The organism is Cyanobium sp. Tous-M-B4, from assembly GCF_024345395.1.
In the GTDB taxonomy this organism is placed as follows: domain Bacteria; phylum Cyanobacteriota; class Cyanobacteriia; order PCC-6307; family Cyanobiaceae; genus Cyanobium_A.
Genome location: NZ_JAGQBA010000001.1, coordinates 97,961 through 117,281, shown reverse-complemented (window position 1 = coordinate 117,281; position 19,321 = coordinate 97,961). Strand labels below are relative to the sequence as shown.

13 protein-coding genes and 1 pseudogene are annotated in these 19,321 nt (G+C 61.3%); 7 read left to right on the top strand and 7 right to left on the bottom strand.

The features are described from left to right. Nucleotides 1-53 precede the first annotated feature (53 nt). Nucleotides 54-2,135, bottom strand: a complete 2,082-nt coding sequence (gene selD / locus KBY73_RS00630; RefSeq protein ID WP_254935194.1) for a selenide, water dikinase SelD — start codon at nt 2,133-2,135, stop codon at nt 54-56. Next, entirely contained in the window at nt 2,125-3,168 is a 1,044-nt protein-coding gene (galE, locus tag KBY73_RS00625) for a UDP-glucose 4-epimerase GalE (RefSeq protein WP_254935193.1), read from the bottom strand. Before galE ends, selD begins: the two co-directional genes overlap by 11 nt. Nucleotides 3,169-3,220: 52 nt before the next feature. Here galE and KBY73_RS00620 point away from each other — a divergent pair, with 52 nt between their 5' ends. The 5 genes from KBY73_RS00620 to KBY73_RS00600 are packed head-to-tail and all read left to right on the top strand — an operon-like array spanning nt 3,221 to nt 8,807. Further along, a complete protein-coding gene (locus KBY73_RS00620) occupies nt 3,221-4,624 on the top strand; it encodes a nucleotide sugar dehydrogenase (RefSeq protein ID WP_254935192.1) in 1,404 nt (467 codons plus the stop codon). Nucleotides 4,625-4,627: 3 nt separating this feature from the next. Next, nucleotides 4,628-5,572 (top strand): UDP-glucuronic acid decarboxylase family protein, encoded by a 945-nt coding sequence (locus KBY73_RS00615; RefSeq protein ID WP_254935191.1) that lies wholly within the window; start codon nt 4,628-4,630, stop codon nt 5,570-5,572. Beyond that, on the top strand, nt 5,569-6,588 hold the full coding sequence (locus KBY73_RS00610) for an NAD-dependent epimerase (RefSeq protein ID WP_254935190.1): 1,020 nt from the start codon (nt 5,569-5,571) through the stop codon (nt 6,586-6,588). The genes KBY73_RS00615 and KBY73_RS00610 overlap by 4 nt, the downstream gene beginning before the upstream one ends. Nucleotides 6,589-6,627: 39 nt before the next feature. After that, nucleotides 6,628-7,926 (top strand): histidine--tRNA ligase, encoded by a 1,299-nt coding sequence (gene hisS / locus KBY73_RS00605; RefSeq protein WP_254935189.1) that lies wholly within the window; start codon nt 6,628-6,630, stop codon nt 7,924-7,926. 47 nt (nt 7,927-7,973) lie between these two features. After that, a complete protein-coding gene (locus KBY73_RS00600) occupies nt 7,974-8,807 on the top strand; it encodes an LpxI family protein (protein WP_254935188.1) in 834 nt (277 codons plus the stop codon). Nucleotides 8,808-8,829: 22 nt separating this feature from the next. Here the strand turns inward: KBY73_RS00600 and KBY73_RS00595 are convergent, their stop codons facing one another. Then, nucleotides 8,830-10,365 (bottom strand): response regulator, encoded by a 1,536-nt coding sequence (locus KBY73_RS00595; protein WP_254935187.1) that lies wholly within the window; start codon nt 10,363-10,365, stop codon nt 8,830-8,832. 230 nt (nt 10,366-10,595) lie between these two features. Between KBY73_RS00595 and KBY73_RS00590 the strand changes: the two genes are divergently transcribed. Both KBY73_RS00590 and KBY73_RS00585 read left to right on the top strand, forming a co-directional pair. Beyond that, complete coding sequence (locus KBY73_RS00590; protein ID WP_254935186.1) at nt 10,596-10,877, top strand: hypothetical protein; 282 nt, start codon at nt 10,596-10,598, stop codon at nt 10,875-10,877. Nucleotides 10,878-11,193: 316 nt separating this feature from the next. Continuing rightward, entirely contained in the window at nt 11,194-13,584 is a 2,391-nt protein-coding gene (locus KBY73_RS00585) for a bluetail domain-containing putative surface protein (RefSeq protein ID WP_254935185.1), read from the top strand. Here the strand turns inward: KBY73_RS00585 and KBY73_RS00580 are convergent. From KBY73_RS00580 to hisB, 4 genes and pseudogenes are all read right to left on the bottom strand, one after another. Continuing rightward, the gene (locus KBY73_RS00580; RefSeq protein ID WP_254935184.1) at nt 13,548-13,970 is read right to left on the bottom strand and encodes a serine protease; all 423 of its coding nucleotides are present in this window, start codon (nt 13,968-13,970) and stop codon (nt 13,548-13,550) included. The two genes, KBY73_RS00585 and KBY73_RS00580, sit on opposite strands and share 37 nt — an antisense overlap. Before the next feature lie 23 nt (nt 13,971-13,993). Next, nucleotides 13,994-14,326 (bottom strand): annotated as a pseudogene (locus KBY73_RS15095) (trypsin-like serine protease); the annotation flags it as partial. A gap of 260 nt (nt 14,327-14,586) precedes the next feature. Next, on the bottom strand, nt 14,587-18,321 hold the full coding sequence (locus tag KBY73_RS00575) for a collagen binding domain-containing protein (RefSeq protein WP_254935183.1): 3,735 nt from the start codon (nt 18,319-18,321) through the stop codon (nt 14,587-14,589). A 386-nt stretch (nt 18,322-18,707) separates the two neighbouring features. Then, on the bottom strand, nt 18,708-19,310 hold the full coding sequence (gene hisB, locus KBY73_RS00570) for an imidazoleglycerol-phosphate dehydratase HisB (protein WP_254935595.1): 603 nt from the start codon (nt 19,308-19,310) through the stop codon (nt 18,708-18,710). Nucleotides 19,311-19,321: the final 11 nt, after the last annotated feature.

Sequence of the window (19,321 nt, the reverse complement as noted above, 5' to 3'; positions counted from 1 at the left end):
GACGCCGGTCTCGCAGATAAGTCATTGTCGCTGGCGGTTCGGCGCGCTGTCGTTTAGGTGTGCACTTGGCCGATCACAGCGGCTTCGCCAAAGCCTGCTTGCTGCAGATCGCTCAGGGCCGCAGCCAGCTGGTCGCCTGGAAGCGCCGCCAGCAGGGGTCCGCAGGTCTGGGGATCAAGCAGCAGGGCTTGATGCGCTGCATCGGCTTGCCCCTGGAGCTCAATCCGCTCCCCCAGTAGGGCCAGGGCGCTGGCATTAGAAGGGGCCAGGCTGCTGGCCCAGCCTGCGCCCAGCAGGGCTAAGGCCCCAGGTAGGGCCGGGATAGCTGCTGCCGCCAGCGTCACGCGGCAGTTTGCTGGGCTGGCGGCCAGCATTTCGCCCAGATGGCCCAACAGCCCGAAGCCGGTCACGTCGGTGCAGGCCCGGCAGCCGCGGCGGTTTAGTAGCTCCACCAGGCTTGCTTGGCATTGCTGCATTTGGGCTAGGGCGGCATCTATCCACTGGGGCTGGGCGGCTCCAGCCATGGCCGCGGCAAAAAGCACCCCAGTGCCGATGGGCCGGCACAGCAACAGCCCATCGCCGCTGCGCAAGGGCCCCTTGCCCCAGTGCCGCCCAGCGGCTGCCCTGCCGTTCACGCTCAGCACCAAGCTCAGGCCAGCGGGGTTGGCCGGGCTGGTTTGGCTGTCGCGGGCCTCCAGGCTGTGGCCGCCGATCAGGCGGGCCCCGAGCGGTTGCAGCACCGATTGGATGCCGGCCAGGGTGTCGCTGAGCAGGTCTGCCTGCAGGGCGGGAGCTAGCTCAGGCAGGGTGACCACCGCTTGCAGGCTTTCCACCTGGGCGCCACTGGCCCAGATATCACTGCAGGCATGCAGGGTGGTGAGCCGGGCATTGAGCCAGGCGTCGGCCACCAGCGCTGGAAAGCCATCGACGCTCTGCAGCAGCAGGGACCCATCGCCTGCCTGGGCGATCACCGCGGCGTCCTCGGCGCTGCCCGGGGTGCCGCCGCCGAGGCCATTGCGCGCCAGGGCGTCTTGCAGGGGACTGGCGGCCAGTTTGGCGGCGCAGCCGCGGCATGCCATCGCTGCGCCCCCATCTGGGCCCATGGCCTTCAGCTCGCTGAAACCGGCCATGAAGCGCCGATCCACGGCCTGTTTCCAACGCCACAGCAGCGGGCTGGGGCCCAGGGCCCATGGACCCCAGAAGGCCACCGCCTGGGGCCTGGTGTTGCTGCCATCGCCCAGCAGCTGCAGGGCCCAGCGCTGGGGCCGCCAGGGCCGCAGCTGGCGGCCCGCCACCACTGCCGTCAGGTTGTGGGCCAGGGTTTGGGCGCAGCGCACAGCCCAGACACCGGAGGCGGGCCTGGGCCTGCTGGCGATCACGCCGCAGTCGCCGCTGGCGAACAACCTCGGCTGCTGCCGTACCTGCAGGCAGGCCTCAGTGAGCAGGCGCCCCTCGCTGTTGCAGGCCAGGCCTGAGGCGGCGAGCCAGCGGGGTGCGCGGCTGCCAGTGCAGGCCAGGTCGGCGGCGGCGGCGTCCGGGCAGTTGGCCTCGATGGCAATGCCGGCGCTCTCCAGTAGCTGCCCCCCCAATCGGTTGGCTGCCTTTGAGCCCAGATTCAGCTGGGTCCCGCGTAGCTGCAGCTTGGGCTGCTGGCCCCTCGCCCGTAGGGCCAGGGCCACCTCTACGGCTGCGCCACCGCCACCGCGAATGCGGACGCTGCCTGATTTGGGCTGGCTGCACCAGAGCAAGAAGGGCTCCAGGGGCTTTACCGCCATGGCCGCATGAGTTACGGCGCTGGTTTCTGCGCCCACATCGAGGCTGAGCCAGTCCCAGCGCAGGTTGGGCCGCCCCGCCAGTGCCAGCTCCCGGCTCACGGGATCAATCGCCGTGATCTCTGCCTGCACAAAGGTCACCCCCGCCAGCAGGCAAAGGCGGCGCAGGTCGATGGCGCAGTCGGCTGGCTCATAAAGACCGGCAACCAGCCCCGGCACCATGCCCGAATAGAGGGTGGTGCTGTGGCGGCTCACCAGAGTGATCCAGGCGGCCGGCCGCTGCCGGCCCATGGCCCACATGCGTAGCACCAGGGCGTGGCTATGGCCGCCACCGGCGAGCACCAGCCTTGCTTCAGCTGCCATAACCCTCGGGATTGGCCTGCTGCCAGGTCCAGCCGTCGCGGCACATCTCCTCCAGGGAGCGGCGGGTGCGCCAGCCGAGTCGTGTAGTTGCCAGGCGCGGATCGGCCACGGTGCTGGCCGCGTCTCCGTCTCGCCTTTCCACAACGGTGTAGGGAACTGAACGGCCACTGGCGAGCTCGAAGGCCCTCACCACCTCCAGCACCGAGTGGCCCTGGCCGCTGCCCAGGTTGAGGCTGAGCAGCTGGGGGGGCTCGGCCAGCAGCACGTCCAAGGCGGCCCGGTGCCCCTCAGCGAGGTCCATCACATGGATGTAGTCGCGGATGCCGCTGCCATCGCGGGTGGGCCAGTCGCCGCCAAATACCTGCAGGCAGTAGCGACGCCCCACCGCCACCTGGCTCACAAAGGGGAACAGGTTGTTGGGTATGCCCCTGGGGTCTTCGCCGATGCGGCCACTGGGGTGGGCGCCCACCGGATTGAAGTAGCGCAGCCGGGCGATGCGCCAGCCTGCTTCGCTGGCCGCCAGATCGGCCAGCAGCTGTTCCACCGCGGCTTTGCTGTGGCCGTAGGGGTTGATCGGCTGGATGGCGGCAGATTCACTGATCGGTGTTTGTTCGGGTAGGCCGTAAACCGTGCAGCTGCTGCTGAACACCAGGCTGCGGCAGCCATGGGCCTGCATTGCCTCCAGCAGCTGGCGCGAGCCACAGAGGTTCACGTCCCAGTAACGCAGCGGCTCTCGCACCGATTCACCCACCGCCTTGAGACCGGCGAAGTGGACCACGGCTGTGATTGGCTGGCCCGCCGGGGCCGCCGCGAAGGCCCGTTCCAGATCTGCAGCGGAGCGAATGTCGCCCTCCACCACCTGCAGCCTGCCGGCTGCGGAGGGGCCGGCGAGTTCGAGCACGCGCTTCAGGCTCTCGGGGGAGCTGTTGTCGAAGTTGTCGAGCACCACCAAGTTGTGGCCCGCCTCCAGCAGCACCAGACAGCTGTGGCTGCCGATGAAGCCAGCACCTCCGGTGATTAGCAGCTGGGCCATGGAGGTAATTCGTGCTTAAGGAATAGTCTCTCTTCCTGGCTATGTGAGTTCCATGGGATTGCCCACCATCCGCTCCATCTGCTGCATCGGAGCGGGCTATGTGGGCGGCCCAACTATGGCGGTGATTGCAGATCGCTGCCCGGATGTGCAGGTGACTGTGGTGGACCTCAGCGCTGAACGGATTGCAGCCTGGAATGGCGCCGATCTCAGCCGTCTACCGGTGTACGAGCCTGGTCTTGATGCGGTGGTGGGCCGCTGCCGGGGCCGCAATTTGCACTTTTCCACGGCCGTGGAGGAGGCAATCGCTGCGGCGGATCTGGTGTTCATCTCGGTGAACACACCCACCAAAACGAAAGGGCTGGGTGCAGGCCAGGCCAGCGACCTGAAGTGGGTGGAGGCGAGTGCCCGCACGGTGGCAAAAGCTGCCCGCGGTCACACGATCGTGGTGGAGAAAAGCACGCTGCCGGTGCGCACCGCTGAGGTGATTCAGCAAATCCTCTCCGCATCTGAGGGCAGTGATGTAGGTGAAACCCAGCCGGCCAAGAGCTTTTCGGTGCTCTCCAATCCGGAGTTTCTGGCGGAGGGCACAGCTATTGCCGATTTGGAGAAGCCAGATCGGGTGCTGATCGGCGGCCAGGACCCCGAGGCGATCGAAGCCCTGGCGGCGATTTACGGCCAGTGGGTGGCGCCCCAGAAGATCCTGCGCACCAACCTCTGGAGCAGCGAGCTCTCAAAACTCACGGCTAATGCCTTTTTGGCGCAGCGGATCAGCTCGATCAACAGCATTGCGGCTTTCTGCGAGGCCACTGGCGCCAATGTGCGCGAGGTGGCCCGGGCGATTGGCGCCGACAGCCGCATTGGCGAGAAGTTTCTGCAGGCGGGTCCGGGCTTTGGCGGCAGCTGCTTTCAGAAGGACATCTTGAATTTGGTCTACCTGTGCCGGCACTACGGGCTGGAGGAGGTGGCGGCCTACTGGGAGCAGGTGGTGAGGCTGAACCACTGGCAGCAACAGCGCATAGCCCGGCTGGTGATCAGCAAGCTGTTTGGCACGGTGAGCGGCAAGCGGATCGGCGTGCTGGGGTTTGCTTTTAAGGCCGATACCAATGACACGCGGGAATCACCGGCGATCCGGATCTGCCGGGACCTGCTGGAGGAGGGGGCGGTGCTGCAGATCGTCGATCCCAAGGTGAGCGAGAGCCAGATAGCTCAGGATCTGGGTCAATCGGCCGGCGCTGGCGAGGGCAGCTGGCAGCAGGTGCCGGAGGTGCAGCAGGCGGCCAGCGGCGCCGATGCCCTGCTGCTGCTCACCGAATGGCAGCAGTTTGCTGTGATCGACTGGCAGCAAGTGGCGGCGGTGATGCGCCAGCCGGCCTGGCTGTTTGATGCGCGCGCTAAGGCCGACGGCGCCCTAGCCCGTGCCGCGGGGCTGCAGGTGTGGACCGTGGGGGAGGGCTGAGCCATGCCCGCCTCCCTTACCCGCAACCTGATCACCGGCGGCGCCGGTTTTGTGGGGTCGCACCTGGTGGACCGGCTGATGGAGGCCGGGGAGGAGGTGATCTGCCTCGACAACTTTTTCACTGGCCGCAAAGCCAATGTGGCCCAGTGGATCGGCCATCCGCGCTTTGAGCTGATCCGCCATGACGTCACCGAACCGATCCGGCTGGAGGTGGACCGGATCTGGCACCTGGCCTGCCCGGCTTCGCCGGTGCACTACCAGCACAACCCGATCAAGACCGCCAAAACCAGCTTCCTGGGTACTTACAACATGCTGGGCCTGGCGCGGCGGGTGGGGGCGCGGTTGCTGCTGGCCAGCACCAGTGAGGTGTATGGCGATCCGGAGGTGCACCCCCAGCCGGAGAGCTATCGGGGCTGTGTCAACACCATCGGTTTGCGCAGCTGCTACGACGAAGGCAAGCGCATCGCTGAAACGCTGTGCTTTGACTACCGGCGCATGCATGGGGTGGAGATCCGGGTAGCGCGGATCTTCAACACCTATGGGCCGCGGATGCTGCCCGATGACGGCCGGGTGGTGAGCAACTTCATCGTGCAGGCCCTGCGCGGTGAACCGCTCACCCTTTATGGCGATGGCAGCCAGACCCGCAGCTTTTGTTATGTGGATGATCTGGTGGAGGGGCTGATCCGGCTGATGAATGGGGCGCACACCGGCCCGATCAACATCGGCAACCCGGGTGAATTCACGATCCGCCAGCTGGCCGAGCTGGTGCGCTCCCGGATTAATCCGGAGCTACCGCTGACCTGTGAACCGCTGCCGGCGGATGATCCGCTGCAACGTCAACCGGTGATCGAGCTGGCCACCCGCGAGCTGGGCTGGCAGCCGACGGTGGCGCTGGAGCAGGGGCTGGAGCCCACGATCGCTTACTTCCGCCAGCTTTTGGCCCCATGAGTCGCCCCGTGCTGGTGACCGGTGCGGCCGGCTTCATCGGTGCGGCGGTGTGTGAGCGGCTTTTGGCCCGGGGTGAACGGGTGGTGGGGATAGACAACCTCAACAGCTACTACGACCCCGCCTTGAAGCAGGCCCGGCTGAGCCGGCTCGAGGCCTCTGCCCCCAGGGAGTCCTGGTGCTTTCAGCGTTTGGAGCTGGAGGACGGATCTGCCATCGCGGACCTCTTCGCCCGCGAACGACCCCGGCTGGTGATCCACTTGGCAGCCCAGGCCGGGGTGCGTTACTCCCTTGAGAACCCTGCGGTGTACTTGCAGAGCAACCTGGTGGGGTTTGGTTCGATCCTGGAAGGTTGCCGGCACCACGGCGTTGAGCATCTGGTGTATGCCTCCAGTAGCTCGGTGTATGGCGGCAACACCAACCTGCCGTTTACGGAGCACCAGCCGGTGAACCACCCGGTGAGCCTGTACGCGGCCACTAAGAAGGCCAGTGAGCTGATGGCCCACACCTACAGCCATCTCTATGGGCTACCGGCCACGGGGCTGCGCTTTTTCACCGTGTACGGCCCCTGGGGCCGGCCCGACATGGCGCCGATGTTGTTTGCCAAGGCGATCGTGGCGGGGGAGCCGATTCGGGTGTTCAACCAGGGCCGCATGCGCCGCGATTTCACCTACATCGACGACATCGTGACCACGGTGATCGCCTGCGCCGATAAGCCGGCCAGCGCCGATCCCAGTTTTGACACCGCGGCTCCAGACCCTGCCACCAGCTGGGCGCCGCACCGCTTGTTCAATATCGGCAACAGCCAGCCGGTGCAGCTGCTGTATTTCATTGATCTGCTCGAGCGGGCTTTAGGTAGGCAGGCGATCCGCGACCTGCAGCCCATGCAGCCCGGCGATGTGGAGGCCACCGCCGCCGATACGAGCTTGCTCGAGGCCTGGGTGGGCTTTAGTCCCTCCACCTCTATTGAGGTGGGGGTTGAACGCTTCGCCCGTTGGTATCAAGCCAGCTACGCCTGAGCGCCGGCAGGCAGACTCACCCCACTTGCTGCTTTCGGTTTGGCATCGCTGCAGAGCCTGCGTGGCATGGCCGATCTGCTGCCAGAGCAGATTCGCCTGTGGCAGCACATTGAAGCTACGGCCCGCGAGCACTTCCGCCGCAGTGCCATAACTGAGATCCGCACCCCCCTGCTGGAGGTCACCGAGCTGTTTGCCCGCGGCATCGGCGAGGCCACCGACGTGGTGGGCAAGGAGATGTACACCTTTCTCGATCGCGGTGAGCGCAGCTGCACCCTGCGGCCGGAGGGCACGGCGTCGGTGGTGCGGGCGGCGATCCAGCACGGCCTGTTGAGCCAGGGTCCCCAGCGCCTCTGGTACGGCGGGCCGATGTTCCGCTACGAGCGCCCCCAGGCGGGCCGGCTGCGTCAGTTCCACCAGATTGGGCTTGAGCTGCTCGGTTTTGCCGATGCCTGCAGCGACGTCGAGGCCATTGCTGTGGCCTGGGATCTGCTGGCCGAGCTGGGGGTGGGCGGGCTGGAGCTGCAGCTCAATTCCCTCGGCAGCAGCGAAGACCGGGCCTGCTACCGTGAGCTGCTGGTGGCCTGGCTGGAGCAGCGGCGCGACCAGCTCGATGCCGATTCCCAGGCCCGCATCCACAGCAACCCCCTGCGGGTGCTGGACAGCAAGAACCCCGATACGCAGGCCCTGCTGGCGGCGGCCCCCAGCCTGGCGTCCGCTCTCAGCGACGCGAGCCAGGCCCGCTTTGCGGCGGTGCAGCAGGCCCTCTCGGCCCTGGGGATTCCTTTTGTGCTCAACCCCCGGCTGGTAAGGGGCCTCGATTACTACAGCCACACCGCCTTTGAGATCACCAGCAGCCAGCTGGGGGCGCAGGCCACCGTGTGCGGTGGTGGTCGCTACGACGGCCTGGTGCAGCAGCTGGGCGGGCCGGCCACGCCGGCGATCGGCTGGGCCCTGGGGATGGAGCGGCTGGTGTTGCTGCTCAGCCAGGCCGAGGCCCCGCTGGCTGCCGCCCCCGCCCTCGATCTTTATGTGGTCAGCCGTGGCGAGGCCGCGGCAGCGCTGGCTCTGGCCCTGGCGCGGCGCTGCCGCCAGGCCGGACTGGCGGTGGAGAGGGATGCCAGTGGCGCGGCCTTCGGTAAGCAGTTCAAGCGGGCCGACCGCTCCGGGGCCCGCTGGGCGGCGGTTATCGGCGAGCAGGAGGCGCTAGAGGGGCTGGTGGGGCTCAAGGATCTGCGCGCTGGCACTGAGCAAGCCGATCAGCGACTCACCCCTGAGGCCCTGCTTGAGGCCATGACGCCACAGGACCTGTCCACCGATGGGGGCCAGGCCAGGGTGTAGGGCCTTTGACTAACCAGGCAACAAGACGCGGAGCAGTTTCGGCCCTGATGGGTGATCCGACCGTCGCGATCATTGCTGGTGAGGGCGTGTTGCCTCGGATGCTCTCGGAGGCTCTCAGCCGTGCGGGGCGGCCCCATATCGCCTGCTACCCCCACGGCCTGGAGGTGGAGGTGCCGGCGGCTGAGGAGTTTTTCTTCGAGCGCTCGATCGCTTTCATCAAGTCGCTGCAGCAGCGCGGCATCGAGCAGATCGTGATGGTGGGCAAGTTTGTGCGGCCGCGCTCGCTCAACCTGCTGCGCTTTGAGGGCTCCACCTTGATGGCGGCGCCGCGCATCCTGGCCTCGCTGCGCAATGGCGACGATGCCTCCCTGCGGGCCCTGGCCCAGATCATCGAGGAGCACGGCCTGAAGGTGGTGGGCATCGAAGATGTGGCTCCAAATTTGCTGCCGGAGCCGGGCCTGTATGCCAGCACCGTGCCGAGCGATCTGGACCGGGCCGATGTGGAGCGTGCCGCTTACATCGTTGAGGCCATTTCCCAGGTGGATGTGGGCCAGGGAGCGGTGGTGGCTAAGGGGCTGTGCCTGGCCACCGAAGCGCTGCCCGGTACCGACGCCATGCTCGAGTGGGTGGCAGCCACGCGCCCGGAGCGACCGGAAACGGGCCGCTCCGGCGTGCTCTACAAGGCCCCCAAGCTCAACCAAGACCGGCGCATGGACCTGCCCGGCATCGGTCCCACCACCGTGGCGAAAGCCGCGGCGGCTGGGTTGGCGGGCATCGCCTGGGAAGCCCGCAGTGCCCTGTTGCTGGATGCGGAGCAGACGATGGCGGACGCCGAGCGGCTGGGGTTGTTTTTGTGGTCGCGGGAGTCCAGTCCGGACTAGTTATTCGATCTCAGAAGGTTGTTTAGCTCAGCACACAGTCATGACCAAGTCGCAACCGCACTAGCAGCCCACCGTCGGTCTGCGGCTCAAGCTCCAACCGTCCGCCATGGCGACGACAGAAATCTATTGCCAAGGCCAGGCCCAGGCCCCCATGGGGCCATCCACCTGCCAGGTCGGAAGCCACCTTGACCATGTCTGGCCCACGGTCCTCCACCTCAAGCACCAGACCTCCCGGCTCGGGATAGGCGCGAATGTGTACCGGAGGGCTGCCGTGTTCCAGCGCGTTGTCGATCAGGTTGTGCAGCACCCGCCTTAGCTGATTTACTTCCAGGTGAAGCCTCAGCGTGGGTACCGCCAGCTGTACGAAATCACGGCGGTAGTGGCGGGCGATCTGCTGGCAGAGGTCCGCCAGCTCAACAGCCTGGCTGCCCGTCAGGGAACCGGGTTGGCCTCGCGATGGTCCCATTTGCTCCTGCAGCTCGCGCAGCAGCTCGAGATCACAGCTGAGACCCTCCACCAGCTCCTGGTCAGGGGGTTGATTTGGCTGAAGCTCCTCCACTCGCAGCACCAGTCGCGTCAGCGGAGCTGTCTGGTCGTGCAGCAGCGTCTGCCAGTGGGCTCGCTGTTCGGTCGCCTCCAGTGCTTGATCTGCTTGCTGTTCCTCCAACCGCACGATGCGGCGCCGCTGCACCAGCGCCGTGATCAGGAGCCCACCCACCCCAATGGCCCAAAGCAGTCCGGGGGGGAAGGCCAGCAGCGTCCGCAGGCCCAACAGGCTGATACTCATGCCCAGGATCACGATCGAGACCAGGGCCTCTTGATTGGAGCCAAAACTGGGCATCTTGAGGCGGTAGCCAATCCCGCGCACCGCTTCGATGCTCACGTCTCCCGCTGAGAGGCGCTGCAGCAGGCGCCGCAGCCGTGAGAGGCGCACATCGAGGGAGCGGCTCTCGGTGACATTCACCATGGAGCCACTGGCCCGGGCTAGCTGTTCACGGCTGCGCACCGTGCCTGGCATTTCCAACAAAGTCAGCAGGAGGGCGATGTCGCCGCGGCAGAGGGGAAACTCCATTCCGGCGGCATCGCGTAGGCAACACTTGCGCCGGTCGAGCGCCATGGGGCCGAGGGGTACGCCCCCTTCCCGCGAGGAGCCATGTATTAGTGGCGGCGGCCCCCCCTGCAGTAACCGCTCAAGACGCCAAATCAATTCGCGGCAGCGAAACGGCTTGGTTAGGTAGTCGTTGGCTCCGAGTGCTAGGCCTTCGATCCGTTCGTCCGCCGAACCCATGGCCGAGAGCATCAGCACGGGGAATGCATGGCGTTTTTGGCGCAGGCTTTGCAGTAGTGCAATGCCATTTATCCCCGGCAGGAGGCGGTCGAGGATCAGCAGATCCGGCTGATCCTGGTGGAGGGCGTCTAACAGGTCCTGGCTCTTGTGGAAGAGGGTTAGGCGCCAGCCGCATGCTCGCAGCCGAGCTTCGACCAGGCGGCAGAGGTGGCGGTCATCCTCCAGCCACCAAATTTGAGCACCGCAACGTGCGCTGGTCAGTTCCCCCACCAAGGATGAACTTAGAGCTCCCTCGGTTGTAGGTGGTGAATCACCAGCCATGCTGTCTTCTCACCGTGGCTGACGGGTTTCTTGCTAATAGCGTGACAATGCCAGAGGTAAAATAGATCTAAGCGATGTACGGTTGCAGCAGAAATGCTGCCAGCCCGGCAAGGCGAATACGCGTGTCTATGAAGCAGTATCGGTGCAGCTCGCCGATGGGCCCTCTGGATACTTCCCCAATGACCACAACGACGGCACCGCAGCCTAATCTGAAGCTGAACTTCAATGATCGAGACTATGAATTTTCTGAGTTGCCGCGCACTGCCCAATTGCTTCTCCAAGACATGATGCGATTGGAGCAACAAATTGCCCAGCAGCAATTTGAGCTGCGTCATCTGCAGGCAGCCAAGCAAACCTACGGCGCAAGCCTGCGCAAGGCCATGAGTGAGGAAGAGAATGCTGAATTCTCTGTAGGTACCAGTGGAGATAGCCCTGATGGAAATGGTGATCATCACTACTGAAGCAGCGATCGCCACCGCAACTTGATCGAGCTAACAGCACTATTCCTGCCGGGGCTAGACCCTGGCTTTTTGATGGCAAGGCACGCCGTTGCAAAGCCCTGAAGCGGTGCTAACCGGTGCGGTGTAAATCGGTTTACGGATCCGATGGGCTCCTGTTGGAGGTCTGAGACAACCGGAACAGTTTGCAGCGCAGGGCGTTTCTGCTGGTGCTGGGCCTCGGCGAGCTGCTTCAGATGTCCTGCGGCTTTGACGCAGATCAGTGGTGGATTGGAGGCTGATCGCATCTGATTCACCCGCCTCGCAGCGGGACCTCCTGATGGCCCGCCACATTGAACATCTGCCCCTTGCATTGCCCTGGATCTTTGAACAAGCAAACAGACGTGAACGCCAGAGTGACCACGTCATCAGCACACCGAAAGCCCTCCAAAGCCAAACAGAGGTGGACGATGAGGTAGAAAATCAGACTTATGAGCGCGATGGCAAACAGGCGAGCCAGCAGGGTCTGAACAGCCAGGATCCTCAAGTCGCTAGCACAGTCCTGTCCGCAGCCGCTCACTCTGGTGCACACCAGTGGGTGACTGAGAAGCAATCACAGGAACAATCGTACGACCATTCAGAGGGGGATCATGACTCCCGGCATCAAACGGATTCCCCCCAGAAGATCTGCATTGAACTCGCTCCCGAGGCGTTGCTGGGTCTGGATTCCACTCAGGGAGTGGTGTCATCGACTCCACTTCTGGATCTAGGCTTCACATTCAGGCTGAACTCCCATCCAGGTGCCTCGAAGATTATCTATCTTGACTTCAATGGCCATACCACAAGCGGCACATCATGGAACAATTCCACGATGGGGAGTTCTTTCTACTCTCCTGCCTACGACACGAATGGCGACCCCACTCGTTTCAGTGATAGTGAACTCATCTCTATCCAGCAGATCTGGCAACGGGTGGCAAACGATTTTTCCCCGTTTGATGTCAATGTGACATTGCAGGAGCCGCCTGCTGATTGGCTGGCGCGGTCAGGAAGCAGTGATGAAAGCTGGGGAGTACGGGCGGTGATTAGCAGTTACGGACCTTCTTCTTCGACGGCGGCTGGAATTGCATTTGTCGGAAGTTTCAACTCGAGCACAGACACTCCTGTGTTTATCTACAACAAAACGCTCATCGGAGTCAGTGAGACAATCAGCCACGAAGTGGGCCATGCGTTAGGGCTGTCACACGATGGGACCGCCAGTACCACCTACTACACAGGGCATGGCGGCACAGGCGAGACCAGCTGGGCCCCGATCATGGGAGGGAGCTACAATCGTAACGTCACCACCTGGGACGATGGAACTTATACGGGCAGTAACAATACTGGTAGCACCGCTAATTACGGCAAAGGTGATGGTGATCTGGCCGTAATCGTTGGCGGTAACGGATTCTCTTATCGGCCTGATCTGGTGGGCAATAGCGCCTTGGCTGCCGCTCCGCTGTCAATCGTGGGAGAAACAGTCGGCCAGTTCGGCACCATTGAAACCCGTTATGATCTCGACTACTATTCCTTTGAAATTCTCGACTTCGGCAATCTAGACCTCAGCTTTAGTCCATACTGGTATCGAGCCTATGTGGATGAAGATGGCGTCTGGGGAGGAAGTTATACTGCCTATCTCGGTAATACAAGTGATGTTCGCTCCACCACTCCATATCCCGACAATGCAGCCAGCCTTGATCTCGAGGTGCAGCTCTATGACAGTAATAGCAACCTTCTCTACACCTCCAATGACCCCGGACTGGCTACATCAATGTCTCTGCAGGGGCTCTCAACGGGCACCTACTTCCTGAAGCTGGACGGTGTGGGCTTTGGGGACCCATCAGCCAGTATGCCGACTGGCTATACCGACTACGCCAGCATTGGTGATTTTTGGATCAGTGGCACGATTACATCGGCGCCGGATGTCACAACAAGCCCCGTGATCACACTGAGCCTCTCTCCCATCCTTGTAAATGAGGATGGCAGCGCAAATATAGTTTATACGTTCACCCGATCGCAGGCCAGCGCCCAGTCGCTGAGCGTTAACTTCACGGTAACGGGAACCGCCACCAATGCCAGCGACTACATCGGTTTAAAGGCAGGTAGCAGCCAGAGTGTGACTTTTGCTGCGAATGCATCCACAGCCACTGTTGTGATCGATCCCACGGCTGACAGCATTGTGGAACCTGATGAAACCGTGAGCTTGCTGCTTGCTCCTGGCACGGGCTACAGCATCGGAACCACCAACGCCGTAACCGGCACGATCAGCAACGACGATTCCGTTGCTGCTCCACTGGTCTTCACCACTCAGGCTGACATCCTCACCGGCACAAGCGGCACCGATAGCTTCACTTTGAACCGTCTCAGTGATGCCTTTTGGAGCGTTACGCCTGATCGAATCACCAACCTTCAGGCCGGTGTCGATACGATTGACAGTCCCTTCACTCGAAGCTCCGCCATCAATCCCAGACAGCTCGGGATGGTGAAGACCCTAGATGTTGCCGGTATTGGAGCCTTGCTGACCAGCAAGACCTTCGCCAAGAATGGAGCTTCCACGTTTACTTTTGGAGATGGCGGCAACCTGCGCACCTTCCTGGCGCTCAATGACGGCAGAGCAGGGTTCAATGCGAGCAGCGACAGCGTGATCGAGATCACCGGTTATGCCGGTAGCTTGTCCACATTGGCCATCTTCTGATCGGCCAGCCTGGTCAAGAGCCTCTGGTTCGATCCTGGAACCCTCAACTTTTGGATTCGAGTCCAAATCATGCGGGCTGGCACCACCACGCTGCCAGGTCTGCCCCGGTCGTCCTTGAGGAGACCGGAGCTGACGCCCACCACGGTGATGCCATTCCCTTCTCCAGCGAGCACCGGTGAGCCGGAATCGCCTGCGAGGGTATCGCAGTCAGTGAACCAGAAGCGATCAGCTGGATCGCGGTAAAGGATCCAGCAGGCAGGCACCAGCGTGAGGCGATCGCCTTCGCTGAATCCCGCACGAGCGATCGGTTGGCCGTCGGGGAGACGGGCAACCCGCAGGGGGATGGGCCGCAGGGGGAGGGGGCACGAAGCACGATCAAGGCCCAATCGGTTGCCATGTTCTTGATCGTTGGATTGCGCTGGCCATGGCCTAGAGATGGGCGCACGATGCCGGCAATGGTGGAGGGCGATGGCGTGTGTGCGGTCTGTCCAAGCTGACCTGACGTCAGGAAGCGCAGATCAGCTGCCTGAAGGGCCCGTCTATTGCGTTGGTCGTACGTGCAGTGGGCCGCCGTGAGCACCACGCTGGGGGCGATGAGGGTGTCGGAACAGGCACCGCCGAATCGTCGCTGCACAATGCCAATCGCCTGCCAAGGCCAACGACTTGAGTCGACCGGGATGCGATCGTCAGCACCAAAGATGCCGTGAGGCAGGGGATGGACTGTGGCGCAGTTCGTGATCATAGAGACATGGGACACAACAGCAATGGGGAGAGCTGCTGAATAACGGTTGCGGAGAAAGGCCATGGAGAATGGGGCTCGCCACTGCTGAATGTGGTCTTCAAGAAGCTCAAAGGGATGTTCTATGTGTGAAGGAGTGTTGCTCTGCACGCATTTATAAAGAAATTTTTACTACTAATAGCCCTGGGTCGGCTGTTAATTGCTCCATTGCCAATAAAAAGGGATGGGCGAAGCCCACCCCTTTATCTATATTTGCCTGCAGTTCAAACGAGATTAGCAACAGTCATGAAATCAGTGAAGATGGTCATGCTTCCAGTGCCGATTGCGCGATCATCCTGGTAATTTCCATCATTGCCGTCACCGGCTAGAGCCATCACTAGGGGCTGTTGCGTGGATACGTCGATACCAGTAGTGATAAGACAGTTATTGAAGTCATCAAGTGTTTCGTGGATTTCAGAAGCTGAGAGAGAGCAATCCTCATATGATTTTTCTTGCTGCCAGGCAGCCATTTTGGCCGTAACTGCTGAGCCTGCAAAGCCATTAAAGACACCTTGATTTGTGTATTTGGTGTCTGCCCAGCCACCTGCTGCTGGTTCTCCTGCCTGAATCAGAGTATCAACATCCCCTGTCAAGCTGCTGTTCTTACCCGTAAAGCTGTTATATGGTTCACCTGCCGTCAGCCATAGAGCCGCTCCAGTAATGAGATCTTTCACTCCGCTGTCTGCGGTTGCACCATTTTGCAGATTGAGCTGAGCCGCAATCACATCTCGAGCCATCTTGCTTCGCTGATCTGCATTCACGAGGTTTGTGCTGGGGTTGATCAGATTCTGGGCATCATTAAGTGTAAAGAATACATTTGCCGCGTCATCCCATAAGCCATTCAGATTCGTGTCTCCGACCAAAACGCCTTTGATGTCCAACTCGGTGAAGCTATTGTCTCTATTGCTGTCAATGGCAATGAGAACATCCTCGAAGCTCAGAACTTCATCACTGACGAGTTTCGAGGCCAGAGTTCGCCCTTGCTTATCCACTTGGCCGTCTGTAGTGGGATTGCCATCCCATGCCCATAGGTGTTGACCCCAGAAGCCTGGGGTCAATCCGCATACTCCAGGCTGCCAGTTGCCGAAATTGTTGTTTTCAGAAATTTCTCCGGAGATCAGGGTTTCCGTGTAGCCACCTTGAGTTTGAACCCAGCCACTTTGGTTGACTTCTTGGAAGGTATAGGTGCCTGGATCAAGAGAGAAGGAGTAGCTGCCGTTCGCGTCGGTGATGGTCGACGTCTCACCTATATCGAAGATGTTGTTAGCGTTGGCATCGATGTAAATGGTCCAACCTTCTAGGCCAGGCTCGCCATCGTCTCGAGTGCCGTTTCCGTTGAGATCATTGTACTTGGTACCGGACTTGGTTGCTTGCCTGAAGTTGAAGAAGTTATTTTCAGTGGAGGAAGAACCGGACGTGAAGGTTTCGGTGTATTCACCGCCATCAGGACCGGACTGGAACCAGCCGTCCTGGAGGACTTCCCGGAAGGTGTAGGTGCCGGGATCAAGAGAGAAGGAGTAGTTGCCGTTGCCGTCGGTGATGGTGGAGATTTCACCGTCATCGAGAGTGTCGTTGGCGTTGGCATCGATGTAGATGGTCCAGCCAGCGAGAGCGGTATCACCGTCATCGAGGATGCCATTGGCATTCAGGTCCTCGTACTTGGTACCGGACTTGGTTGCTTGTTGGAAGTTGCCAAAGTCAACATCTCCACTAACAACCTGGACGTCACCGTTGAATATTGTGAATGCTCCATTGAGCACCTCAATTCTGTACTCCCCGTCGACAGCGGTGGTGGGGTTGCTCTGAATCCATCCGTCTTCAAGCTCTTCTCGCAGGTAGTAAGTGCCATCTACCAGCTCGGCTGTGATCGCCCAGCCTCCGTCATCAGCGGTGATATCAAAGGGCTCGCCTTCGTCAAATGAGTTGTCATTGTCAAGGTCTAGATAAATCGTCCAACCTGCCAACCCAGGTTCGCCAGGTTGTTGCCAACTTCCGTCGCCATTCAGGTCGTGAAACTTATGGCCTTCCAGTCCTACATTGGTTTCTGCGATCCGGTTGCCGAAGTCCTTGTTCAGATACGTTGGCGTATCGGCACTGACAACCAGCGGTCCGTAGGAGATCGTTGATGGGGCTGTTTGAACCCAGCCGTCCCGATCCTCTTCGTAAATGTAGTACGTGCCGGGTGTCACCGAGAAGTAGTAGAAGCCCAACGGATCGATTGAGCCGTTGCCATCTAGATCGTCGGTGATTCCATCAGCAGTCAGGACAAAGCCAAGGTTGCCGTTAGTCGTGTCTGTGTCGTCATCAAGGTAGATCGTCCAGTCCGCAAGGCCTGGTTCGCCGCTCTCCTTGACACCGTTGCCATTTAGGTCGTTGAACTTCAGGCCGCTGATCTCTCCCTGAATGATTGCGCTCGGTGCCAGCTGGATCGAGGTAGCGCCCGAGCCGCCGATATCGACTGTTGTCTGCAGCGAGCCACCGCTCCAGGCGGCAGCACCGTTTGTCGTTCCTGCATTCTGATCGGGCACCTCGCCGGGTTGGGCTATGTACAGTCCGTAGTAGATCGCCGCATAACCGTTCCCGGTCGTTTCCCCTGTGTAGGTGAACGTGATCGTAACGACCCCATCCTTGGTTCCGGTACCCGTGTAAGTCACACCGCTCACGGCGGTGATGTCGGCATCGACCGTCCAGAAGTTCGCACCGCCATCCGCGCCACCGTTGCCGTCAGTTATGCCGCCGCTGTTGGTGAAGATACTGTCAACAACTGGCGTGATCGCAGGAGTAGCCCAGTCGAAAACGTTGGGCTGCCGGCTTAGGTCGTACTCTGTCATGTACGCAAAGCCGCCGGCATCGGTGTTTTGCTGGTAGTAGTTGTACGTAACGTTGAATGAGTAGGATTCTCCATTCACGAGTTGCGCGTTGTTGGAAGCCCCATACATGAAGACATGGGGAATCACCTCGCCTTCGAAGTAGTTGGATTTGTTGTCGTTGAGAATGTTGTTGTTCCAATCCCCGGGCAGGGGAAAATCCGCCCAGTGGGCGTAGGGCTTGGAGAAACTCCCTTGCGCGTCCGTGAACGAGGTGATGGCCACCTCGTCGTCTGCTGTATTTTTTAAACCATCGACACCAAATCCTCTGGCTGTCAGTCTGAGTGTGCGGCCCTGCGCGTCGGCATCGACGAACCAGCTTGTTTCAACCGTGCCATCGATAGCATTGTCCAGGTCGAGCGGGCTTCCGTCGATCACAGTCCAAGGAGTTTCTCCAAGTAGAGCGGTTGCTGCTGCGTCAATCACATCATCGGTAGTTCCGTAGATTGTGTCGAGGCCTGGGCTGAGGACTTCAACGCTGAATTCAATCGTGCTTCCTGCCCTGAAGCCAGAGGCCAGGATTAGGGCTTCATCTCCAGGCGCGTAATCGCTTTTTTCGGTAACGAGATAAAGTCCTGAATCGGTGAATGTTGTGTTCGCAATCTGTCCACCACTGGTACTCGCAGTGAGTAGGAGCGTGGCATTCAGTGCATCCGGCGTACCGCTGCCACTGCCATCATCATCGCTGGGCACCTGCCAGCTGGTTGTTACTTTGCCATTCCTTTGGCCGTCGAGATCCCCTTCGCCACCATCGGTGATGCTGAATGGGGCATAGGCGTCGGCATCGCCATCATCGCCGGGATCTAGGGGATCGTCGGCAATCGCAAAGGTGATCGTTTCGCCTGGTCTGAAGCCGCTGGCACTGATGACTGCTGTTTCACCAGGTGCGTAATCGGCCTTGTCGGTGCTGACCCTTGGGTTGCCGGCAGCCGACGCCTGACTGTTCGCAATGCCCGTGTCAGGAGCTGTGTCGGGCCTGACGGTTGGCAAAATCTGATCTACCCAGCTGGAGCGCCGTTGGTTGCCACTCCATGCAACCAACAAATCTTGCATGGGATTGTTCTGCTTTTCCTTTGAATTACGCTTCTCCATGGGGAATCACCCTGGTGTAATGGATGGCGTGATGTCAGCAGTCAGCTTTGCGTCATCAAAGCTCCGGCAGGTAGAATCTGGCTGTACCAATGCGCTACAGCAAGATCCCTGCCCATGCGTTTAGCGCTGCCGCATGATTGTATTTGCTTTTTTGTGGCTCACTGCTTGCGACGGTTTGGGCGAGAAGTTCTCTGTGGGTATTGAACTATTCGATTGGCTGACATCACCTTCTTAACTTAGGAAGCACAATTGATGATGGCTGCTTTCTGGATCCCCGTAATCGCTCCAGGTTTGTTGTTAAATCGCAGCATCTATGCCGCGCATGTTTCGGCTGGCAAATATCGGCTTGGCTATATTTACGTCGTTGTTGGTGCTCCAGCGGCAGCTCAGCTGCCAGCGCGCTCCAGCACACCCTTGCTGCTCGGCACCGCACCTGCCCGGCGTGGATCGAGCTCCGTCGCCTGGCGCAGCGCCCGGGCGAACGCCTTGAAGCTGGCCTCCACGATGTGGTGGGAATTCACCCCATCCAGCTGGCGGATGTGCAGGGTGAGGCCGGCGTTGTTGGCCACCGCCACGAAAAACTCCTTGACCAGCTCGGTGTCGTAGCTGCCGATCTTCTGGGCCGGGATCGTTAGCCCGTAGCTGAGGTGGGGCCGGCCGCTGCAGTCGAGAGCCACCTGCACCAGGGCCTCATCCAGCGGCGCCAGGAAGTGACCGAAGCGGTGGATGCCGCGCCGCTCGCCCAGGGCCTGGGCCAGGGCCTGGCCCACGGCAATGCCCACGTCTTCATTGGTGTGGTGATCGTCGATATGGGTATCCCCCACCGCCTTGATCTCCAGGTCGATCAGGCCGTGGCTGCTGATCTGGTGGAGCATGTGGTCAAGGAAGGGCACGCCCGTATTCACTGCGCAGCGGCCGCTGCCGTCGAGCCCCAGGCTCACGCGCACGTCTGTTTCGCCGGTGACGCGGTGGATGCTGCCGGTGCGCATGGGGATCTCCG